General features: G+C 37.7%; 19 protein-coding genes. 9 read left to right on the forward strand and 10 right to left on the reverse strand.

Features of this window, described 5'->3' with window-relative positions; all coding sequences use genetic code 11:
• The 5 genes from E4635_RS07515 to E4635_RS07535 form a co-directional block, all read left to right on the forward strand.
• Window positions 1–1,939, forward strand: a 1,939-nt coding sequence (locus tag E4635_RS07515) for an RHS repeat domain-containing protein (RefSeq protein WP_135526025.1), incomplete at its 5' end; no start/stop codon positions are given.
• Between the two features lie 2 nt (window positions 1,940–1,941).
• A complete protein-coding gene (locus tag E4635_RS07520; protein WP_135526026.1) occupies window positions 1,942–2,283 on the forward strand; it encodes a hypothetical protein in 342 nt (113 codons plus the stop codon).
• A gap of 313 nt (window positions 2,284–2,596) precedes the next feature.
• Complete coding sequence (locus E4635_RS07525) at window positions 2,597–3,814, forward strand: RHS repeat-associated core domain-containing protein (RefSeq protein WP_135526027.1); 1,218 nt, start codon at window positions 2,597–2,599, stop codon at window positions 3,812–3,814.
• Between the two features lie 4 nt (window positions 3,815–3,818).
• Entirely contained in the window at window positions 3,819–4,271 is a 453-nt protein-coding gene (locus E4635_RS07530; RefSeq protein ID WP_135526028.1) for a hypothetical protein, read from the forward strand.
• A 486-nt stretch (window positions 4,272–4,757) separates the two neighbouring features.
• Complete coding sequence (locus E4635_RS07535) at window positions 4,758–5,129, forward strand: hypothetical protein (RefSeq protein WP_246020725.1); 372 nt, start codon at window positions 4,758–4,760, stop codon at window positions 5,127–5,129.
• Between the two features lie 346 nt (window positions 5,130–5,475).
• Here the strand turns inward: E4635_RS07535 and E4635_RS07540 are convergent, their stop codons facing one another.
• The 6 genes from E4635_RS07540 to E4635_RS07565 form a co-directional block, all read right to left on the reverse strand.
• Window positions 5,476–6,108, reverse strand: a complete 633-nt coding sequence (locus tag E4635_RS07540) for a hypothetical protein (protein ID WP_135526029.1) — start codon at window positions 6,106–6,108, stop codon at window positions 5,476–5,478.
• 171 nt (window positions 6,109–6,279) lie between these two features.
• The gene (locus E4635_RS07545; RefSeq protein ID WP_135526030.1) at window positions 6,280–6,588 is read right to left on the reverse strand and encodes a hypothetical protein; all 309 of its coding nucleotides are present in this window, start codon (window positions 6,586–6,588) and stop codon (window positions 6,280–6,282) included.
• A gap of 50 nt (window positions 6,589–6,638) precedes the next feature.
• Complete coding sequence (locus tag E4635_RS07550; RefSeq protein ID WP_135526031.1) at window positions 6,639–7,106, reverse strand: hypothetical protein; 468 nt, start codon at window positions 7,104–7,106, stop codon at window positions 6,639–6,641.
• 383 nt (window positions 7,107–7,489) lie between these two features.
• Window positions 7,490–7,669, reverse strand: coding sequence for a DUF6496 domain-containing protein (locus E4635_RS07555; RefSeq protein ID WP_135526032.1), 180 nt, complete (start codon window positions 7,667–7,669; stop codon window positions 7,490–7,492).
• Window positions 7,670–7,768: 99 nt separating this feature from the next.
• Complete coding sequence (locus E4635_RS07560) at window positions 7,769–8,518, reverse strand: phosphatase PAP2 family protein (RefSeq protein WP_135526033.1); 750 nt, start codon at window positions 8,516–8,518, stop codon at window positions 7,769–7,771.
• Between the two features lie 80 nt (window positions 8,519–8,598).
• The gene (locus E4635_RS07565; protein ID WP_135526034.1) at window positions 8,599–10,509 is read right to left on the reverse strand and encodes a tetratricopeptide repeat protein; all 1,911 of its coding nucleotides are present in this window, start codon (window positions 10,507–10,509) and stop codon (window positions 8,599–8,601) included.
• Between the two features lie 205 nt (window positions 10,510–10,714).
• On the opposite strand from E4635_RS07565, the gene E4635_RS07570 reads away from it, so the two are divergent.
• Window positions 10,715–11,431 carry a glycosyltransferase family 2 protein gene (locus E4635_RS07570; RefSeq protein ID WP_135526035.1) on the forward strand — a complete coding sequence of 239 codons (717 nt, stop codon included), beginning with the start codon at window positions 10,715–10,717 and terminating at the stop codon, window positions 11,429–11,431.
• Between the two features lie 14 nt (window positions 11,432–11,445).
• Here E4635_RS07570 and E4635_RS07575 read toward each other — a convergent pair whose 3' ends face one another.
• Window positions 11,446–12,051, reverse strand: coding sequence for a DNA-3-methyladenine glycosylase (locus E4635_RS07575; protein ID WP_135526036.1), 606 nt, complete (start codon window positions 12,049–12,051; stop codon window positions 11,446–11,448).
• A gap of 96 nt (window positions 12,052–12,147) precedes the next feature.
• Entirely contained in the window at window positions 12,148–12,744 is a 597-nt protein-coding gene (locus E4635_RS07580; RefSeq protein WP_135526037.1) for a hypothetical protein, read from the reverse strand.
• 646 nt (window positions 12,745–13,390) lie between these two features.
• On the opposite strand from E4635_RS07580, the gene E4635_RS07590 reads away from it, so the two are divergent.
• The 3 genes from E4635_RS07590 (at window position 13,391) to E4635_RS07600 (ending at window position 15,942) form a co-directional block, all read left to right on the forward strand.
• The gene (locus E4635_RS07590; RefSeq protein WP_135526038.1) at window positions 13,391–14,230 is read left to right on the forward strand and encodes a helix-turn-helix domain-containing protein; all 840 of its coding nucleotides are present in this window, start codon (window positions 13,391–13,393) and stop codon (window positions 14,228–14,230) included.
• Between the two features lie 78 nt (window positions 14,231–14,308).
• A complete protein-coding gene (locus E4635_RS07595; RefSeq protein ID WP_135526039.1) occupies window positions 14,309–15,097 on the forward strand; it encodes an SDR family oxidoreductase in 789 nt (262 codons plus the stop codon).
• Between the two features lie 146 nt (window positions 15,098–15,243).
• Window positions 15,244–15,942 (forward strand): DUF1826 domain-containing protein, encoded by a 699-nt coding sequence (locus tag E4635_RS07600; RefSeq protein ID WP_135526040.1) that lies wholly within the window; start codon window positions 15,244–15,246, stop codon window positions 15,940–15,942.
• Between the two features lie 208 nt (window positions 15,943–16,150).
• Here E4635_RS07600 and E4635_RS07605 read toward each other — a convergent pair whose 3' ends face one another.
• Both E4635_RS07605 and E4635_RS07610 read right to left on the reverse strand, forming a co-directional pair.
• Window positions 16,151–17,692, reverse strand: coding sequence for a hypothetical protein (locus E4635_RS07605; protein WP_135526041.1), 1,542 nt, complete (start codon window positions 17,690–17,692; stop codon window positions 16,151–16,153).
• Between the two features lie 429 nt (window positions 17,693–18,121).
• Window positions 18,122–18,739: a hypothetical protein gene (locus E4635_RS07610; protein ID WP_246020726.1), complete on the reverse strand. Its 618-nt coding sequence runs from the start codon at window positions 18,737–18,739 to the stop codon at window positions 18,122–18,124.
• Window positions 18,740–18,959 lie beyond the last annotated feature (220 nt).

The raw sequence follows: 18,959 nt of genomic DNA on the forward strand, positions 1-18,959 counted from the left end.
AGCGTTGGGCCTACAGAAAGTAGATTATAATTACAACATCCGTGGCTGGCTTAAAGGCATAAACGATGTGGCGAACCTGACGCAAGGGGCTAACCCTGTAGATTTGTTTGCCTTTAAGGTGAATTACCAGGACAACGATACCCAAAGCTATGGAGTGTACAGCGTGCCGCCCCTATATAACGGGAACATTAGTGAAACGTTTTGGCGCACCAGCAGCGATAACGTGCAGCGTAAATACGGTTATAATTACGACAACCTGAACCGATTGACAGGCGCAACGTACCAAAAACCAGGTGCGGCTACACCTACGACCAACTCGTACAATGAGACATTGGCGTATGACAAGAATGGGAACATTACTGCTCTAACCCGCACGGGAGAGTATGACGATGCGGATTATTCTCTGGAAGTGGACAATCTGGCGTATACCTACCATGCCGATAACAAAAACCAATTGATGAAGGTGTTTGACAGCACTAACAACACCAACGGGTTTAAGGATGATAGTACCGGCACGAGCGATCCTGCCGACGATTATACCTACGATGCCAATGGGAATATGACGGCCGATACCAATAAAGGGATTACACAAATTGTGTATAACCATATGAATTTGCCTATAAAAATCGTGTTCAACAATAATAACAGTACAAAAATTGAATACCTTTACAACGCAGCAGGTATCAAGTTGCAGAAAAACGTAACCCAAGGGAGTACGATAACAGCAACCCAGTATTTTAATGGGTTCCAATACACGGATGGTGTTTTGCAATTCTTCATGCATGATGAAGGGTACGTAAACAACACAGTCGTGAATGGCAACAATGTATATAACTACGTGTTCAATTACACCGATCATTTAGGTAATGTCCGATTGAGTTATGGAGTAGACCCTGCCACAAGCGTTCTTAAGGTATTGGAAGAAAACAACTACTACCCATTTGGGTTGAAGCATAAAAACTACAACATGAGCCAGAAAACATACATTAAGGATGGTGGTAAGGTTGTGTTGGAACCTTGTAGCGGTTGTGCGAAGACGTATCAGTATAAATTTAATGGTCAAGAATGGCAAGATGAACTAGGGCTTAACTTGTACGACTATGATAATAGAGCTTATGACCCAGCAAATGGTCGTTTTTTACAAATGGACCCTAAAGGAGAATTGGGACGTAGATGGTCACCGTACAATTATTGTTTTGACAATCCTGTTTACTTTCAGGACCCTGATGGAATGTGGCCATGGCCAACTTGGATGGGTAATGTTCAACAATTTGCTAAAGGTTTTGTTTCATCTGTTAAAAATATTGCTGAAGGAGCTCAATTACACAATCAAGTAATTGGCCAGGTAAAATTGGCATACAGCATGGGTAAAAGTGTTGTCAATGGAGATTTAAAAGGAGCTGGAAAACAATTTGTGGATGGTACTGGAATTCCAGCAGTGATTAATACAGGAGGAAAAGCTTTAAAAGGGGATTTTAAAGCTATGGGAGAGATAGCGGGTGTAGCAACTGTCGTAGCAATAACACATAAAGCAGCTAAAAGTAGCACAAGTGCTGTAGTAACTGCTGAAACAGCTGAAGTTGCTTCAACTCCTAAAGCACCAGTAACAACAGAAACAACTAATAGTTCAAATACTAATATGACATCTCCTAACTTTGTAGTTACAACAGGAGGTGATGCAATTCCAATTCCTGAAGGTGCTACTGGGCCAACACAGCCTATGCGAGGCACTGGAATGGTTTATCAAGGTGGTTCAGGAGGATTTGGGATGGATCCTCGAACAACGGGAGTAAGAATTATGGATGCGAATGCTAATCAAGGTAGTAGAGTTAATTATATGAATAATGCAACACCAACACCTCAAACAGTTAACCCTGCAACAGGTCGACCTATATCTAATAGTGACCCTGCAGGGCATATTCCAATAAATAACAATTAAAAATGAAAGACATTAATAATAAATTAAATAATGAAGATTTAATTGCTGTACAATTTGTCAAAGATTATTTGCAATTACATTTCTTTGAAATGGGATTTACGTTTTATATTTGGCCAGTTGTTGAAATCAAAAATAAGATTTATAAATTTGGAGATGTTGAGTATCGGAATAAATTATGTGATTTTATTGGAAAAAAAGTAAAGGAAGTTTCTATTATTGAAAATGAAAGTATAACAATTGATTTTGGAGATTCTAAAATTCTTGAAAATATAAACCCCAATAACCCTGAAATTATTTCTGAAATTTGCATATTTCATGATGATAAAGACTGGTGGGTTTGGTAATGTATCAAAGTTAGTGATAAGCGGATACGGATACATAACATGTAAATGATAACATTTTTATAAAGCTAAATTGTAAAAATAATAAAAGCGAATTGAGAAATAAGATAGAAGAATCCTAACTATTACAGTTAGGATTTTTTTATGCCCTGGTGAAAACAAAAGCTAATTTTGAAAAGCAAAATCCTAGCCCTGATAGCAGTGGAAATCCTTTTTCTCTCGTTTTCAGACGAGGGAAAAAGATTGAAACGGATAGCAGGAAACAGCTCCTAAAACAAAAGAAAAAGAATACCTTTACAACGCAGCAGGTGTCAAATTGCAGAAAAACGTAACCCAAGGCAGTACGGTAACAGCTACCCAGTACTTTAACGGGTTCCAGTATGTGGATGGCGTATTGCAGTTCTTCTCGCATGATGAAGGGTATGTGAACAACACGGTGGTAAACGGCAATAACGTATACAACTACGTGTTCAATTACACCGACCACCTGGGCAATGTGCGGTTGAGTTACGGTGTAGATCCTGCTACAGGCGTTCTTAAAGTATTGGAAGAGAATAACTATTATCCTTTTGGGCTGAAGCACAAGAACTACAATATGAGCCAGAAAACGTACATTAAGGACGGAGGCAAGGTTGTGTTGGAACCGTGCAGCGGTTGTGCTAAGACGTATCAGTTCAAATTTAATGGGAAAGAATTACAGGACGAGCTGGGACTGAATGTTTACGACTATGGGGCTAGAAATTATGACCCAGCTTTAGGACGTTGGAGCAATATGGATGCTAAAGCTGAAAAATATCTCCCATTATCTCCATATACTTACGCCCTCAACAATCCAATGTTCTTCGTTGACCCAGATGGAAACGAAATAGATATCTATTATGGAAAAGATAATAAAGAAAAAGTTAAGTATGGATATCAAAAAGACAGAGATTATACTAAAATAAAAGATAGTTATTTAGCAGATGCATACAAAGCCTTAGATGCTCTTTATGAGAATTCAAATATTGAAGTTGATGGAAAACAAACAAATTTAATGCAAACTTTAATGGATGATAAACGTGAATTATCAGTTGTTGAAGGTGGTGAAGATGGTGGCTCTCATTTTTCTGATGGTAGAAGTTATCCTGATGCTGGTGATGGTTCCACTAAAACAAAAAATAATATAGGAACGATATATTTCAACAGAAAAGAAGGGGTTATGTATAATGACACTAATGATGCTAAAAAAATATCTGATTTATATGACAGCAACGGAAAATTAAAGCCAACTACGAGAGTAAATTCACCAACTTCTGTTTTGGGACATGAAATAGGGCATGCATTTAATTTTGCAACAAACCCGACAGAATATTTTAAAAGGAAGGCAGATATAAGTACAAGAAATTTAACTCCATATTTTAGGAATGCTGAAGAGTCAAAAGCGACAACATTATCCACGCAGATAAATATTAATTTAGGAGAATTTCCAAGACGAAATTATTATGCAACTGGTGTACAAACCACAGGTGTATTGTCAAATAAAGTAAAGAATTAAGATTATGAAAAAAATGAATTATATTAAAATAATTTTGATATTAACTTTAGTTTACTCATGCAGTACTAAAAAAACTTTTCAAAATGATGATGAAATTGGACAGAATAGTATAACAGCTATTAAATTTATGGGTACAGTCACCACCCACCCATCTTCAACGAATGAAAAATCATTTTGGGCTTTTAAAGATGAGCATGTTATTTTAAAAATAAGAAATTACAATATTCTTGACGAAGTTAAATCGTTAAAAAATAAAGGTAATGATATGATGATGGATGTCAATTATTCTTTTCTGATTAAGCAAAATAACAAGATTACGGATACATTATACAGTGATTCATCTCTTAAATCTTGGGTTTTGAAAAAGGGCAAAACATATACTATGTTTTCTGATGATGAAGGTAAAATAGCCCAAAACTTAAGACAATCATATTCTTTTTTTAATGATTGTTGGTAATTTGTTTCAATAGCATATGGTAAAGGGATGGGCGTAAGGCGCCTGTCCCTTTTTTATTTTCAAAGATTCTTATTATGTATTTATATGTACCGTAAAAGTGGTGTCGGACACCTAAATACATCTATATATCAAATTAGGCACAGCTGGAAAAACGACACCCCACCCCCTCTCAATCCGCATTTTTAAAATCAAAATCCACGATTTGGTCATTTTCAGTTATCAGCCTCAGCCACACAATTAGGCTAATTTGCCCCGCATTCACTTGATAGTATGCGAAAATTGTTTCCGAGTTTTGCCGTTACATTTCCAGCTGTGTCACTTTGAGACATAAATATTTTGGTTAAGAAAAAAAATATTTCCAAAAAAGTCCCAATTAAGCTACACTTTTGAGAATTTCTTAATATTTATTGTAAATGATGCTTGATTAATACCCTTGTATGGGATTCCTGTATCTAAAAATAACATGAGTAGTAACACATTAACAAAATGAAATATGAAAATATCAAAGAATTTATAATCACGACTAAATGCAGTAAAAGCAAAATATACAGATTCTACAAAAAAAATGAAGACTTGTTTGCAGAAGCAAAAATGAAAAGTGGAAAAAGAGTATTTCCAACCGACCATGCAAGATATTTTGACAGCGAAATAATGTTTGATGAGAACAAGCTATTACGTCAAGAAAACCAATCCATGAAGAATTTAATTGACTGCTGTTTAATTGATAAGGACAGTTTGTCGTTGAGACTGTGGCGTTTGGAATGGTCATTCTTTATTACGGTTGCTTACAAATTGGAACGAGATAAAAAAAGTTGTTTTAGACAAATGCACGGCTTATACGGGATATATAACATGTAAATGATAACATTTTTATAAAGCTAAATTGTAAAAATAATAAAAGCGAATTGAGAAATAAGATAGAAGAATCCTAACTGTAATGGTTAGGATTTTTTTATGTATTTATCAGAATAAAAATGTCTTTTGAAAATGATTGCCCTAGCCCTGATAGTAGTGGAAATCCTTTTTCTCTCGTTTCAGACGAGAGAAAAAGATTGAAACGGATAGCAGGGCACGAGCGAAGCGAACTGACGAAGTAAATAGCTCCTAAAAAAGAATACCCCGCTGCGCAAAGTCTCCCGACTTTGAGCCATAGTAAAACAAAAGCTATAACATGACGTTGTAGCTTTTTTATAAAAAAGTTGATTTATTGTTTATAACCGAGTCTGACTAATTCTTTTTTAATTTCTAATGCTGTTTTAAATTTTGATTTCTTATTTGTTCCGTCACTCCAATTGCATTCACAGCCTCCGTCAAGTTTTTTGCTTATTTCTTCAAGAAATTTCAAATCAAGTGTTTTCTCAATAGTTTCGTCATCAAAAACGTAAGTACCGTAGAGCGTTCCATTAACATCATAATGTCGTTGCTCCCAAGAAGCTATTATTATTAACTCTTTTGCCTTGTCGTTGTCAGCATTTGCAAAGAAGACGGTTTCAATTGACGGATTGCCACCTTCAGTATCTATTGTTCCAAAAGTTATTTTACTGTAAGTGTTTTTATCCAATTCAGAAAATACAGATCCAACAATTTTATGATATGTCTGCTGGTCTGGGTCATTCTGTTCTGGTAATTTGTATGTTATGTCGTAAAGCGAAATTATCGTGGAATTTCCGTTCCATTTTGTTTCTAAAACCTTATGTGTCAAAGTAGCGTTTTCTGGTTTTTGTCGTTCAGCAAATTGCTCAGCGGTCTCATTGTCTTTTCGTGGCAGAAGTTCTATTTGTCCAAACGAGAAAGTCGTCCAAAAAAGTAAAATTGTTATGTTAATACAGTGTCTCATTTTGGTTGCCTATAACTTGTTAATATGTTTGATAACGTCATACATACACCTCTGTTTTTCGTAGATATGTATGACAAAAACTACATTCACTAGCTAATATAATAATTATTCAAAATCCTTAATCTGTTTCCAATGGCATTTGGCATTAAAACGCACTCAATGGGATGGGCATCATAGCTCATTCTTGTTCCAATTGCTTGCCCTTTCATAAATCCTATTTGCCAATTCCATTCCGGCCAGCCCCACAAAATCATCCCAAGCGGAAGTCGGTGCGAACCACAAGCGTATGTGCTTAAAATCAGGAATATTTTGACCTTTTAAATCATATAATTCTTCAACAAAAGCGTTATGAAAATCTTCAACCGAATTAAAATTATTGGAATATCCACCTGTTAGTTTGCTTAAAACTTCTTCAGCTTGTTCTAAATCATTAAACAGATCAAATATTTCATATTTTTTCCAAGTTTCAAATTTATCCATTTTTAAATCTCTTTAAGTACTGATGGAGCCACTGTTAGCAATACGCCAACTTAACAACCACAATAATAATGTAATACTATTTGATTTTTAGTTGTTTTAATCTCGAAATAGCAGCCAGCATCGTTTTCAAAGGGCTCGTATTTGGTTTTTGATTTATTCCATTGATTGTCTTTGGTTTTGAAAAACCATTCCACAAATTTCACAACTTCGTTTTTATCATAACCTTTAAAAATTATCTGGGTTTCGATTCCTGCTTCAGAACATGAATTGTTCTTTACTACTATTCCGTTTTTAAATGTATAAATGGAAGAACAGATTTCGTTTGATTCATCAAACCTTTTTAAAATTTTCCTGGAGCCTTTTCCTAAATATTTTGTGAAGTATTCCACATCGGCATTATCGTATTTTTTGCTTTCGGATAAAAATGACTTAGTAGGTATTGGCAGTTTTAGATTTTGGGCAAAGGTTGAAATTGATAAGGAAAAAGTAAAAAGGAATAGTAAGTATAGATTTTTCATGGATTGTTGCTAATATGCTTATATGAAAGCAAAACTAAACAAAAACATTGATACTATCTCAGATATGGATTATGGATGTAAATCTGATATTCAACAACTATGGTTTTCCTGTTGCAAATTTTTCAAAATATTTTTTTTGCAACAAAAATTGTTTCAAATTTTTTAAAAAAAATATTTTGCAACAGTTTTTGTGGCAAAATTTTTCAAATGATTTTTTTTGACACAAAAAGAGAAGATAGAGGAAAGAGGAAAGAGGAAAGAGCATAGACGGTAGTATAGAGGTAAGGAATAACATTTTAGTTGCAAATCCATCTCTCCATTTTCTATTCTCTATTCTCTTTCCTCTATTTTCTATTTTCCATTCTCCATGTTCTTTTCTTGATTCAACTCTTTTTAGAAGTCTTCTTACTCACTCCGGCTTCACTCAAGGCAATGGCTATTGCCTGTTTCCGGTTTTTTACGGTGCCTCCTTTTCCGTCCTTTCCGGATTTTAGGTCGCCTTCCTTAAATTCGTGCATCACCTTTTCGATTTTGCTTTGCTGTTTTTCGGTTTGCTTTGCCATGGTTCCTATTGTTTAAGTGTAACTTGATAAAATTACGCCCGGGGAATGGAAATCGGTTTTAAAAACCCTCTTTTATGTTATATAATTATAAGGCCGTCATCAAAAAGTTACGGCCATGCTCAAACCAAGCTGCTTGCCATTATAAACGGGTATAATCATCCCGTTGAGGTTTTCCTTTCCTTTGAAAATCGTTCTTTTCAACAACGGATGGATCCAATAGGCAATTTTGGTGCTCAAGATCCCAATCCCGGCTCCGGCAGAAACATCGCCTAGCCAATGCCTGTCATTGTACATCCTGAAAAAACCGGTCCCGGCGGCCACCATATAGCCTGAGATACCATACCAAACCGATACGTTTTTATATTCCTGGTACAAAAATTCGGCACCCATAAAAGCGGTCGCCGTATGGCCGGAGGGAAATGAGTTGTAGGAGGTCCCATCAGGCCTTAATTCATTTCCGGTGTTTTTGATGATGTTTATCGTGGCCCCCATAATCAGATAAGCGGTGCCCAATATAATAGTCCTGTCCTTCAGGTTGTTTTTTCCTTTGATGCCGGCATTGTTCAGGACATACACCGATACGAACGGGCTGTATTGGGAAAAATCATCCAGGGACAGCTTTTCGTCTATGTGCTCGTTAAATTCTTCCTTTGTTTCAGCATTAATATCTTTCAGCGTATGGCTTTCCAGGCTAATGACTCCATATCCAATCAAGGCTATCGGCAGGATTAAAGCCTGCTGCCTGAATTTGATATTGTCGATGTTTAGGCTATCTATCGGTTTGTTTTGCCCGAAGGTTTTGCCTGCCAGCAAAAGGACAATAATAATCAGGTTCAATTTTTTTACCATGGTCTTTATGATTCATTATGAATTGTGTCGGATAAATCCCGCTTGCCGGCCATTGGCAATAACCAAGGCTTCAAAGCCGGTTAGCCACCGGTTTGATACCGTTGCATATAAGCATTGGCCTTGTTGTCATTGCCCATGTTGTGGTAGGTAAGCGCCAGGTAATACAGCACCATCCTTTGGGAAGGATTCCGCTGGAGGGCCTGCTCAAAAGCCGGTATTGCCTCCTTGTAGTTCGAGCCTGCAGCCAAAGCGTTGCCATAATTCATCCAAAGCTCCGCATTGTCAGGATACGCTATTGTCCCTAACTTGAACATGGCAGCTGCTTCCCCAAATTGTTTGGCGGCAAAAAAAGAACCCCCAATCCTTCCGTGCGAATTCTCATTATATTGGTTGTTTTGCAAGGCCTCTTTGTACAAGGCAACGGCATTGTCAATCTGTTTTAACTTGACATAGGTATCGGCAAGGTTCAGCCTGATCTGGTCGTCGTTTTTCTTGGCAAGCAATGCTTCCTTTAGCAAGCGGCCGGCAACATCATAGTTTTGCAGATGGTAATTGGCAATCCCCAGGTTGGATATAGCGTCCATATTTTTGGGATCCAGTGTATGGGCCAGGCTTAAGGCTTCAAAAGCTCTGTTCAGGCTGTCGTTATTGTGGTTTAAGGAATGAGTCAGGAGCACGGTTCCGTAGTTGTATTGGGCCCGGGCGCTGTGAGGTACTTTTTTGGCATGGCTGGCAAAGAGCGTATCATTGCTTTTCCAGTCTGTGTTATTGCTGCGGGTTATCATCCCGAAAACCAGTGCAATACCTAAAATTGCAACAGCTGCGGTGCCTGCCTTGCGGGTGTGCATGTCATGGGTCAATTCAAATCCCACATAACAAATGGCCAGGAATAATCCCAAGATAGGGACAAACATAAACCTGTCGGCCATAGTGGCACCAATAGGGAATAGGAGGTTGCTGGTCAGGAAAGAAGTGGCAAAGAAAAACAGGATCCCAAAACTGACAACCGGTTTTCTCTTAAAATAATAAATGGCAACAGCCAATAAAGCACATAAAACAACCAAAGCGGCCCAAAAGCCTGTACTGGCAAAAGTAGCACATGGTATTTGCGGATAAGAATAATCATAAGACAAGCCCGCCGGATACAAAACGTGTAGCAAGCCCATCCCCAAAACGGTAATGGCTGTCATTTTTTGGCTGATCCAATCGCTGCAAGCCAAAAGGGAATTGTCTGCATAGGTGTATCCCACAACCGGGGAACCGCTGTTGATGACCAAAGTCCTGATCAATAACCAGAGGCCTGCGGTAAGGACCAAAGGCAATATGGCCTTAAAAGCATGGCTGGCGTTTTGCTTCCTGATCTGTACCAAAAGCAAAAACCAAACCGGTATAAAAGCAATAGCCCCTTCCTTGGAAAGCAAAGCCAGGAAAAAGAACACGCATCCCTGCCAGCTGTAACCGTCTTTTTTAATAAGCCAATTGGTGGAAAGGATGAAAAAAAGCAAAGCCAGTACTTCATCTAAACTTTTTATGTTGGCTACGACTTCCGTATGCAGCGGGTGCAAGGCAAACAACAGGGCAATGCCAAAAGGCAACCATTTGTTGGTGCCTTCCAATACACGCTTCAGCATATTGTAAAGGGCCAAGACCGTAACGGTATACAAAGCAACCTGCACAAAATGGAAAAAGCCGGGTTTGTCCGGGAACAGCGTCCATTCAATGGCAAAAACAATCAGGGATAACGGCCGGTATAAACCACTGTTCAAATCCCAATAACCTCTCCAGTAAAAGGTCGTAAAGATATCCCCAAAACCTGCAAAACCGTTTTTAACAAATAGGTTTTTAGTAATTACCGCTTCGTCATCCAATACAAAACCATGGCCTATGGAGTTGCAATACACAAAAAAACAGCATACTAAAAGAACGTAAGGAAGATAGGTAGCATAGGATGCCTCCGGCTGCTGGTTGTTGTTTTTGGAATTGGTTTTCATTGGCGTTGCATAAGGATTATTATTCTGATCGGGCCTGTTTTACTCGTTAACAGCTCAGTGGACTAAATTAAAGAAAAAAAACCGGGAGTGGGCAGGTCCTCTAAAATTTTGCACAGATATCCTTATATTCTTTTTTCAGTTCCTATAAAAAACCTGATATTTACAGCTTGAGACACTTTTACAACCTGTTATTATCCAATCCGTAATGAAAAAACTTTCCATAATTATCCCTGTTTTCAATGAAGCCGCGACCGTTCATTTAATCCTGGATAAAATAAAAGCAGCTGTCTTATCGGGCGGTATGGCCAAAGAAATCATTATAATAGACGATTGTTCCACAGATGCCACGGCAGCAGCGATTGAAAATTACAGGCACCAAAACCCGGAGTTGGGGATGTCTTTTTTCAGGCATGAGAAAAACAAAGGAAAGGGAGCGGCCCTGCATACCGGGATAAGGCAGGCGACAGGCGACTACATCATTATCCAGGATGCGGACCTGGAATACGACCCTAATGAGTACAATATCCTTTTGCAGCCCGTATTGGATGGCTATGCCGATGTGGTTTACGGTTCCCGTTTTATGGGAGGGAATGCGCACCGCGTGTTGTTTTTCTGGCACACAATAGGTAACAAGTTCCTCACTTTCCTCTCCAATATGTTCACCAACCTGAACCTGACCGATATGGAAACCTGTTATAAATTGTTTGATGCCAAGATGTTGCAATCATTGGTGCTGAAGGAAAAGCGTTTCGGTTTTGAGCCTGAAGTAACGGCCAAAATAGCCCGCATCAAAAGGATAAGGATATATGAAGTAGGTATTTCCTATTACGGAAGGACCTATCATGAAGGCAAGAAAATCAACTGGAAAGACGGATGCCACGCTATTTATTGCATCCTGAAATACGGTGCTTTGCGATTGTAGTTTTAGTGCCCGTATCAGATTTTATTCGGTTTGCTTACATATTTGTTGCCCTTTACAAAAAAACGCCAGGGCAAAAACGCATCTTCCTGGGCATAGGCAATACCAACGCGTGGCGTGGCTGCAATTTCTTCAGGGGCATAACGGATGTGGTGGTCTTCCAACCAGATTTCGTCTCCGGTCAAATCCTTTTTATTGAAAGAACGGTCAATTCCTAATGCTTTGGCTGCAGAACCGGGCCCGGATGAAATAGCGGCTTTGGTGGCAGGCATATTCCTGCGGAGTTCCATGATTTCCTTCCCGACCAACGGCTCAATGGCCCTTATCAGTATTGCGTGCGGCTCGTCCTGGACAGAACTCACAATATTAAACAGGTGATGGATACCGTAACACAAATATACATACGAAACGCCTCCGGGGCTGTACATGATTTCCGTCCTGTCGGTACGCCGCCCGCCATAGGCATGGGAAGCTTTGTCCTGTATGCCAAAATACGCTTCGGTCTCGACAATGATGCCTGCTGTCACTTCGCCATCCAGTTCGGTAAACAGGACTTTCCCCAAAAGGTCTTTGGCTAAAAAAACAGCGTCTGGATTGAGGTAATAGGAGTAGGGTAGCTTCAAGGCAACAGAGATTGGTTTGTAGATGACGAGGCACTTCAGCAAAATTACTCAAAAGCCTTTTGAATTTGTTAGTTATGATTAAAGGAAATAGTTTTATTATTTAATCGATTTACTATTAATATCATTTATTATCTTTCCATAGCCTCCTAAAATTAGGCTACTGGCTGTTTTAGTAAAATGGACATCCTGATTGTCTTGAGGCAAATTTATTGATCCTACAGCTTTTTGAGAATAGATGATGGTTAACAAATTTAAATCATATACTTCTACAACGATGGTACCTTCTTTCTGCTTATTCCCTGTATTAAATTTATGAGGGGTAGTGTCGAGACTGCCAAATTCATCTTTGATAGTGGAAGCTTTAATATTAATGAAATAATCAAAACCCGTTCCTTTTTTTAAATTGCTTAAATCATTCTTGTTTGGATTAAGTGCAATATTTTTAGGTAGCAGTAATCCTTTAGTAGTGTGAACATAACTTAATCTGTCATTTAAATTTGAAGAGAAATCTTTTAATGCCAGCTCCGTTAATTTTTGTTTCACTTCATAGGGAGCCTGAATTTCATTAAGGAGCCACTTTCCATTTTTAAAATCCAAACCGGTGGTTTGTGCTTTATTGTCTAATATATAGGTTGGGAAACTACAGCTGGTCAAAAACAAGTATGTGATAAATGATGTAACAATTCTTTTCATTATAAATATTTAATTAAACAAGGGGTATGATTTTTCAGTAAACATAAGTTTAAATCTATATACTGTGCAAATTAGTAATGATTTTTAAAATAATTAAAAATTTAAGGAAAGCAGAAAATCACTTTATTAAGTTTAATTGAAAGCAACCCGGAATTTGGTAAGGGACAACTTGGTTTTGCTCTTGAATAATTTGGTAAAAGACTGCGGGTGCTCAAATCCCAGCCCATAAGCAACCTCAGTTAGTGGTTTGGAGCCAGTCATATCCTTTGTTTTAAAAGGAAACATTCCTTATTTTAAAAATAATGCCCTTTTGTTTAGAATAAACCTTCTCGAACTTAAAACAAATGTTCACCAACTTAAAACAAATGTTCGCCAACTTAAAACAAATGTTCACCAACTTAAAACAAATGTTCGCCAACTTAAAACAAATGTTCACCAACTTAAAATAAATGTTCGCCAACTTAAAACAAATGTTCGCCAACTTAAAACAAATGTTCGCCAACTTAAAACAAACCTTCACCAACTTAAAACAAACTTTCTCCAACTTAAAACAAATGCATGTAAATATCAAGCATCCAACAAATTAAAAACCCTTTTGATGATTTTTAATGGAAAAATGATGAAATTTACCATATATAACAAACCAATGCAAGAAGAAACTCACGACAAGCTGAAGATTAGGGTTAACTCCAATGAGAATCCTTACGCTGCTGCTGATATGGAACAAAAACAGCTTGAGCCCCGTAGGTTGGCTTCTTATTTCATTGTATTGATTGACAGTGGTTCCGTTACTTACCAATTGGACTTGCAAGATATTACCATTACTGCCGGGGACTTGCTTTTTGCGATGCCCAACCAGATTTTTGTGCCACCTGCCCAAACGGGCCCTCTACAATATTATAAGGTTTTGTTTGATGAAAATACGCTGGCTTTGCTGCCGCAACGCTTTTCGTTTCTAGTCAATCCGTTACATTCGCAAACGATAACTTTAGAGAGCCCTGCAAGGGAACGGGTGAGGAAAGTTTTTGAGATTTTAAATCAGATACTTTATACTGATAGCCATTCGACCGATTCGGAAATAACATTGGCCTACTTGAATTTGCTGTTGTCGGAATTGAACAATGCGTATTTTAAAAATGAACCGGTTGCTACTGTAAATACTAATTTATCAAAGTTTGTAGAATTCAAATTAATGGTGGAAACACATCTTACGGAACAACCGTCCATAAATGCAATTGCCGGGAAATTATCGTTAACTTCCAATAGTTTGTACCGGCTCGTAAAAGAATATTCCGGCACATCGCCAAAGGATTTCCTCACTAACCGCCTGATGATGGAAGCCCAGCGGAAATTGCGTTATTCGAATCTTTCCGTAAAAGAACTAGCCTATGAATTAGGATTTAATGATCCGGATTATTTTTCAAGGCTTTTTAAAAAAAGTACCGGGAAAAGTGTCAGTGACTTTTTGAACAATCAGGATTTGTAGGGGAAATAGAACGATTTGTCCATTCCTACCGTTTTTTGGTGTTTTACTTTTGCTTCATGAATTTAAAACAGTAAAAAAATGAATGGCGAAGTAATTACACACTCCGAAGGAAACACTGCTAAAGATCAGTGTAAAACAGCATTAGTAACAGGGGCAAATAAGAGCATTGGCTTTGAAGTGGCAAAGCAACTTGCGCAAAAAGGGCTGTATGTGTATCTCGGCAGCCGGAATCTGGAAAATGGGAGGGAAGCCGTTGCCAGATTAAAGGCAGAAGGGATACACAATGTGGAATGCATCTGGCTTGATGTAACAAATGATGCATCGGTACAGGAAGCCCGTGAAGCAATAGGCAGGAAAACAAAATCATTGGATATCCTTATCAACAATGCAGGGATTTACGGCGGTTATCCGCAATCCGCATTTGATGTAACAGTGGAACAGTTCAAAGCAACCTATGATGCCAATGTGTATGGCGTAGTACGAGTCACACAAGCGTTTATTGATTTGTTGAAAAAATCTCCTCAGCCGCGTATTGTAAATGTAAGTTCAAGCCAGGGCTCCATTACGTTGCACAGCGATCCTGCTTACAAATATTACGATTACAAAGGTATCGTTTATCTTTCTTCAAAAGCAGCCTTGAATATGTATACCGTTGTGTTGGCGTACGAATTAAAGGATACTGATTTTAAAGTAAATGCAGTTTGCCCCGGCTATACCAAGACAGATTTTAACGGGCACCGCGGGACTGGAGCGGTAGAAGTAGCAGGAAAACGCATTGTAAAATATGCTTTGACGGATAAAGACGGTCCGACAGGAAAATTTTTCAGCGAAGAAAACAATCCTGAAACAGGGGAGATCCCTTGGTAATAAAAAGGTATAAAAAAACCCGAAATTATTGATTTGGTTGACCGCTGACGGACAAATTCCACAACATTTTATGGAAGATTTGAAGAGTAAAATAGGATTGCATAATTTTGCAATGCATGAAGTAGCTAATTTTCTAATAGTATACTATGAACAATTCATTTTCTGACAGCAACCAAATTGGAATGGTATCTACTTTCCCTGAGCTTGTACATACTGATTTTAAGGGAGGAATAAACGCGCTATGCTGGTATAGGAATTTGGATGGCAATTTTAACGAGATTGTAACCCAATTATGTCTAAAAGAAAATATAACGGAAGTTTACCCTGAAGATTTGATTGCACTTCAATTATCAGAAAAAGGCAATATGGCGCGGGACATAATCTTACATGATTTACAATTATTAACGGGTTTTGGGGCTTCGCCGTCTCTTAATTTATTGAAGTGTTATGAGCGTGATGAGGAATTTGATTTCATATCCACCGATGTATATTCGTTTCATGTTGACCGTTCTCCCATTGCAACAGACACTTTTTTATGTACCTATCACGGAGCGGCGAGTGATATTATACCTAACTCACAGGCAGAGCAAAAAATCCTCATTCCGGAAATCCGGGCAAAACTAAAAGAACTGCATACTGGGCCAGAAGAAGGATTCGAAAACTTTTTGAAGGAGAATTACTTTGATTTGCATTATCAGGCACATGGGGATGCATCACCTGTTAATTTAGGTTTAGGACACATTTGGCGCCTGGCTGTAGACCATCCAAAACAACAAGTACTGCCTTGTATCCATAGAGCACCGATAGAAAATGAAGGGGAATACCGATTGTTGTTGATTTGTTAGGGGGAATTAGAAAAAAAGCATAAAAAAATCCCTAAATCATTGATTTAGGGATTTAAGAGTGACCTCGACTGGACAAATTTCTATAAATTTTATGGAAGATTTGAAGAGATTGGCTTATATGTCTTTGGATGCCCTGTTGGGGATTTAACGTAAAAATTGTCCCGCTTTTACCAGAATTTGCACCCATTTTGCATTTTGATATACTTTTTTAATTATCGCAGAACGAACCAATTTGCTTTAAATGCCTTTCGGCCTGGTATTTATTAAAGTTATCCCATTTTGGAGCGGTACTTGTTTTTTGTCCGTACATAGCATCCAGGCAAATGTTGTTGTCCTTGTATTTGTCATGTAAAACAGCCAAAATTTTAAAGAAAAATTCATCCAGCATGATGATGGCCTCAAATTCTGATTTTAGTGTACTATAATTAGAATCTGAAGGATTTAATAGCTGCAGTAAATTTAAAAGCTCTTTCTTTTCTTCATCATTGATTTCAGTGGCATAACCCGTTTTTAAGGTTTTAAAGACCAGGTTATTCCAGGCTTTGCTGTCATGTCCCCATGGCACATCAGGCAGGTTTAGGGAATGTTCGCAAATGAGAATAATAGAAAAAAGAACATCATTTAAATACTCCGCCGGGAATTCGTCAAAGCTTCTGAATTCGAAACCGCTCTGGTACATTTTTTCCTGATTAAAATCAAGCCCCACCTCTGAAAGCATTTCATATTCCATGTCGGCTTCAATCTGATCGCGCCACCAGATGTTTTCTTCTTTTGTAAATTTCAGTAGTTTTCTAAAATTGTCTACCTTATAGGTTAGGATTTTACCTTTTGGCATTGATTTGTTATAGGTCCCAACACCTATGTAACGGGACATGGCATTTCGCATTGAACCCAAAGTAAATTTTTTGTCTAAACTGTATTTATCACTGATCACGCCCATAATATCAGGACTTCCGAGCGTGGATATGAAAAAAGGCTCAAACCACTGTAATAGGTAAATAGCGTTAGCATGTGTTTTTTCAAAATCATTGTAATCCACAATTCTGCTGTCTTCTGTCAATGACGGTAAGGTGATATGAAAATGGTAGGTTCCGTTATTGAACAAAACCAGGTTTTCCTGATTGGTCATAAACATATTAAGGCCGTTGTTGTAATCCGGAAAATTTAATTTTCCGTTTAACACAGACGATTCGTTGATTTTATCCAAAAACAGTTTTTTGGTTGCTTTCAATTCTTTGCAGGAATCAGTAATTGTCCTGTTTTCAAAATATTTGGTTACAAATTCAATGGAATCACCATCAAAATGCACAGATCCCATCGTTTTGTTTCTTTGGGTAATCATACTCTGAATGTTGTATGGCTGATCTTCAAGGAAAAGTTCCATGATCGATTTGCCGAGATATTCCGGATTTTCAATCGGTTCTGAGACCGCCTCACCGGCTTCCGTACCAATTAATGTTTTTACTGGCGATAATGTCTTGTGCTGATAATTGATATCGAGCTTTTCCAGCGAATGACTGTTCATCATTCGGCTTACTTTATAGTTTTTAGTCAGGTTAAAAGCTTTTTTGAGCATAGGAGCCAGGCTTTCAGGTTTATAGCATTTCCTGTAATCAATACTATATTTCTCAAAGCCAATTTTTTCTTGTATAAATTCACCAGAAACTATTAGGGGTTCTTCAAACTGCATGTAGGTTTCGTTTTCCAATCCTATTCCCCAATAGTATTTTTTTGTCTGATTGTCTTTCATTTATACTTATTTTCTTTTTTAAGGTTAATTATAATTTTTAAAGCATTATTTCATCTGAAGACACAAATTCGGCGTGTTACCATTAGTGACAGGAAACCTATAATGGATTAAGCACATTCTTGCCTCCAGCATAAAAGTTTTTGTTTACTTTTAAAAATAATAGGAATTTGTATTTTAGATATTTCGCACTTTTTATCGAAGGAAAGATCAAATACGGAGTAAAATTTTATAATGGTGTTATAAAATTACCAGTGTTATTAATCGCTTTTGTATCAATAATTTAAGCAAAGGAACGGCTAAATCACAATTTTTGCTGTTCTTATTTTTTCTAAGCTGTAAAAGTAGTTTTTTATTATCGTATTTCCAAGTGGTTATCTCGTTGATAATCAATATTTTTTTGAATGTTTAACGATAGGGCGAATTGCGTTTTTATTCGTGATAATAAAACACATAAGAGGAATACAAATCATCATTCCACCAGTCTTTCCTCACCTCCGAAAAGTAATTGTAATTCAGTTTTCCTGCCTGTGACTGCAGCGGATATATGACAACGCCATTTTCGCGGTACGCTTTATGCAGCTCTGTTTCAGGAACCACGGGAACAATGTGTCCGGAGAGGCCTTTTTCTCTTCTCTTGGCGCAGATTATTCCAATTCCGCCATGGGCATTTACCTTCTGTTGGATTTCTTCAGCTGTAAACATTTTTTCCCATCCAAAATTTGGTCCCCATTCTAAAAACCAGTCGTGTATAGCACTGGAATAGATACGGTCTACGGTTTGTTCAAAAACAGCTTCTACATCTTGTCCCCGTATAATTTTTTCAAGGGATTCGGGAGTCCACCAAACGGTTGGAAGATATACTTTAGCGAAATAGCAATAATCATAAGAGTATACATTGCAATAGGTGTCTTCTACAGTTCTTTGATATCTTAAACTGTTTTCAACGTCAAGTTTATCAATTATTCGGGCAATACTTTCTTTTTTACTCGCTGTATCTGTCATATCCCTGTAAGGAATGGAAGGATCCATTATCGGTTTTTCTTTCATTTCCATAGAATCTAGCCGAGATTGCAGACCTGGTAACAAATTGGCTTTCTTGATTTGAATATTCGATAGTATATGATCGTCTAAGGGTAACGATGCTACTGATACAGTATGTTTTTCCATCTTGACTGCTTAAAATTAATTGACCTGACGCTGCAAAATTGATTAATTATACAGCGAAATTTGGTTAGCCAGCGGGTAAATGTAAGGATTTTAAGTTGCT

This window comes from Flavobacterium humi (assembly GCF_004745595.1).
Lineage (GTDB): Bacteria > Bacteroidota > Bacteroidia > Flavobacteriales > Flavobacteriaceae > Flavobacterium > Flavobacterium humi.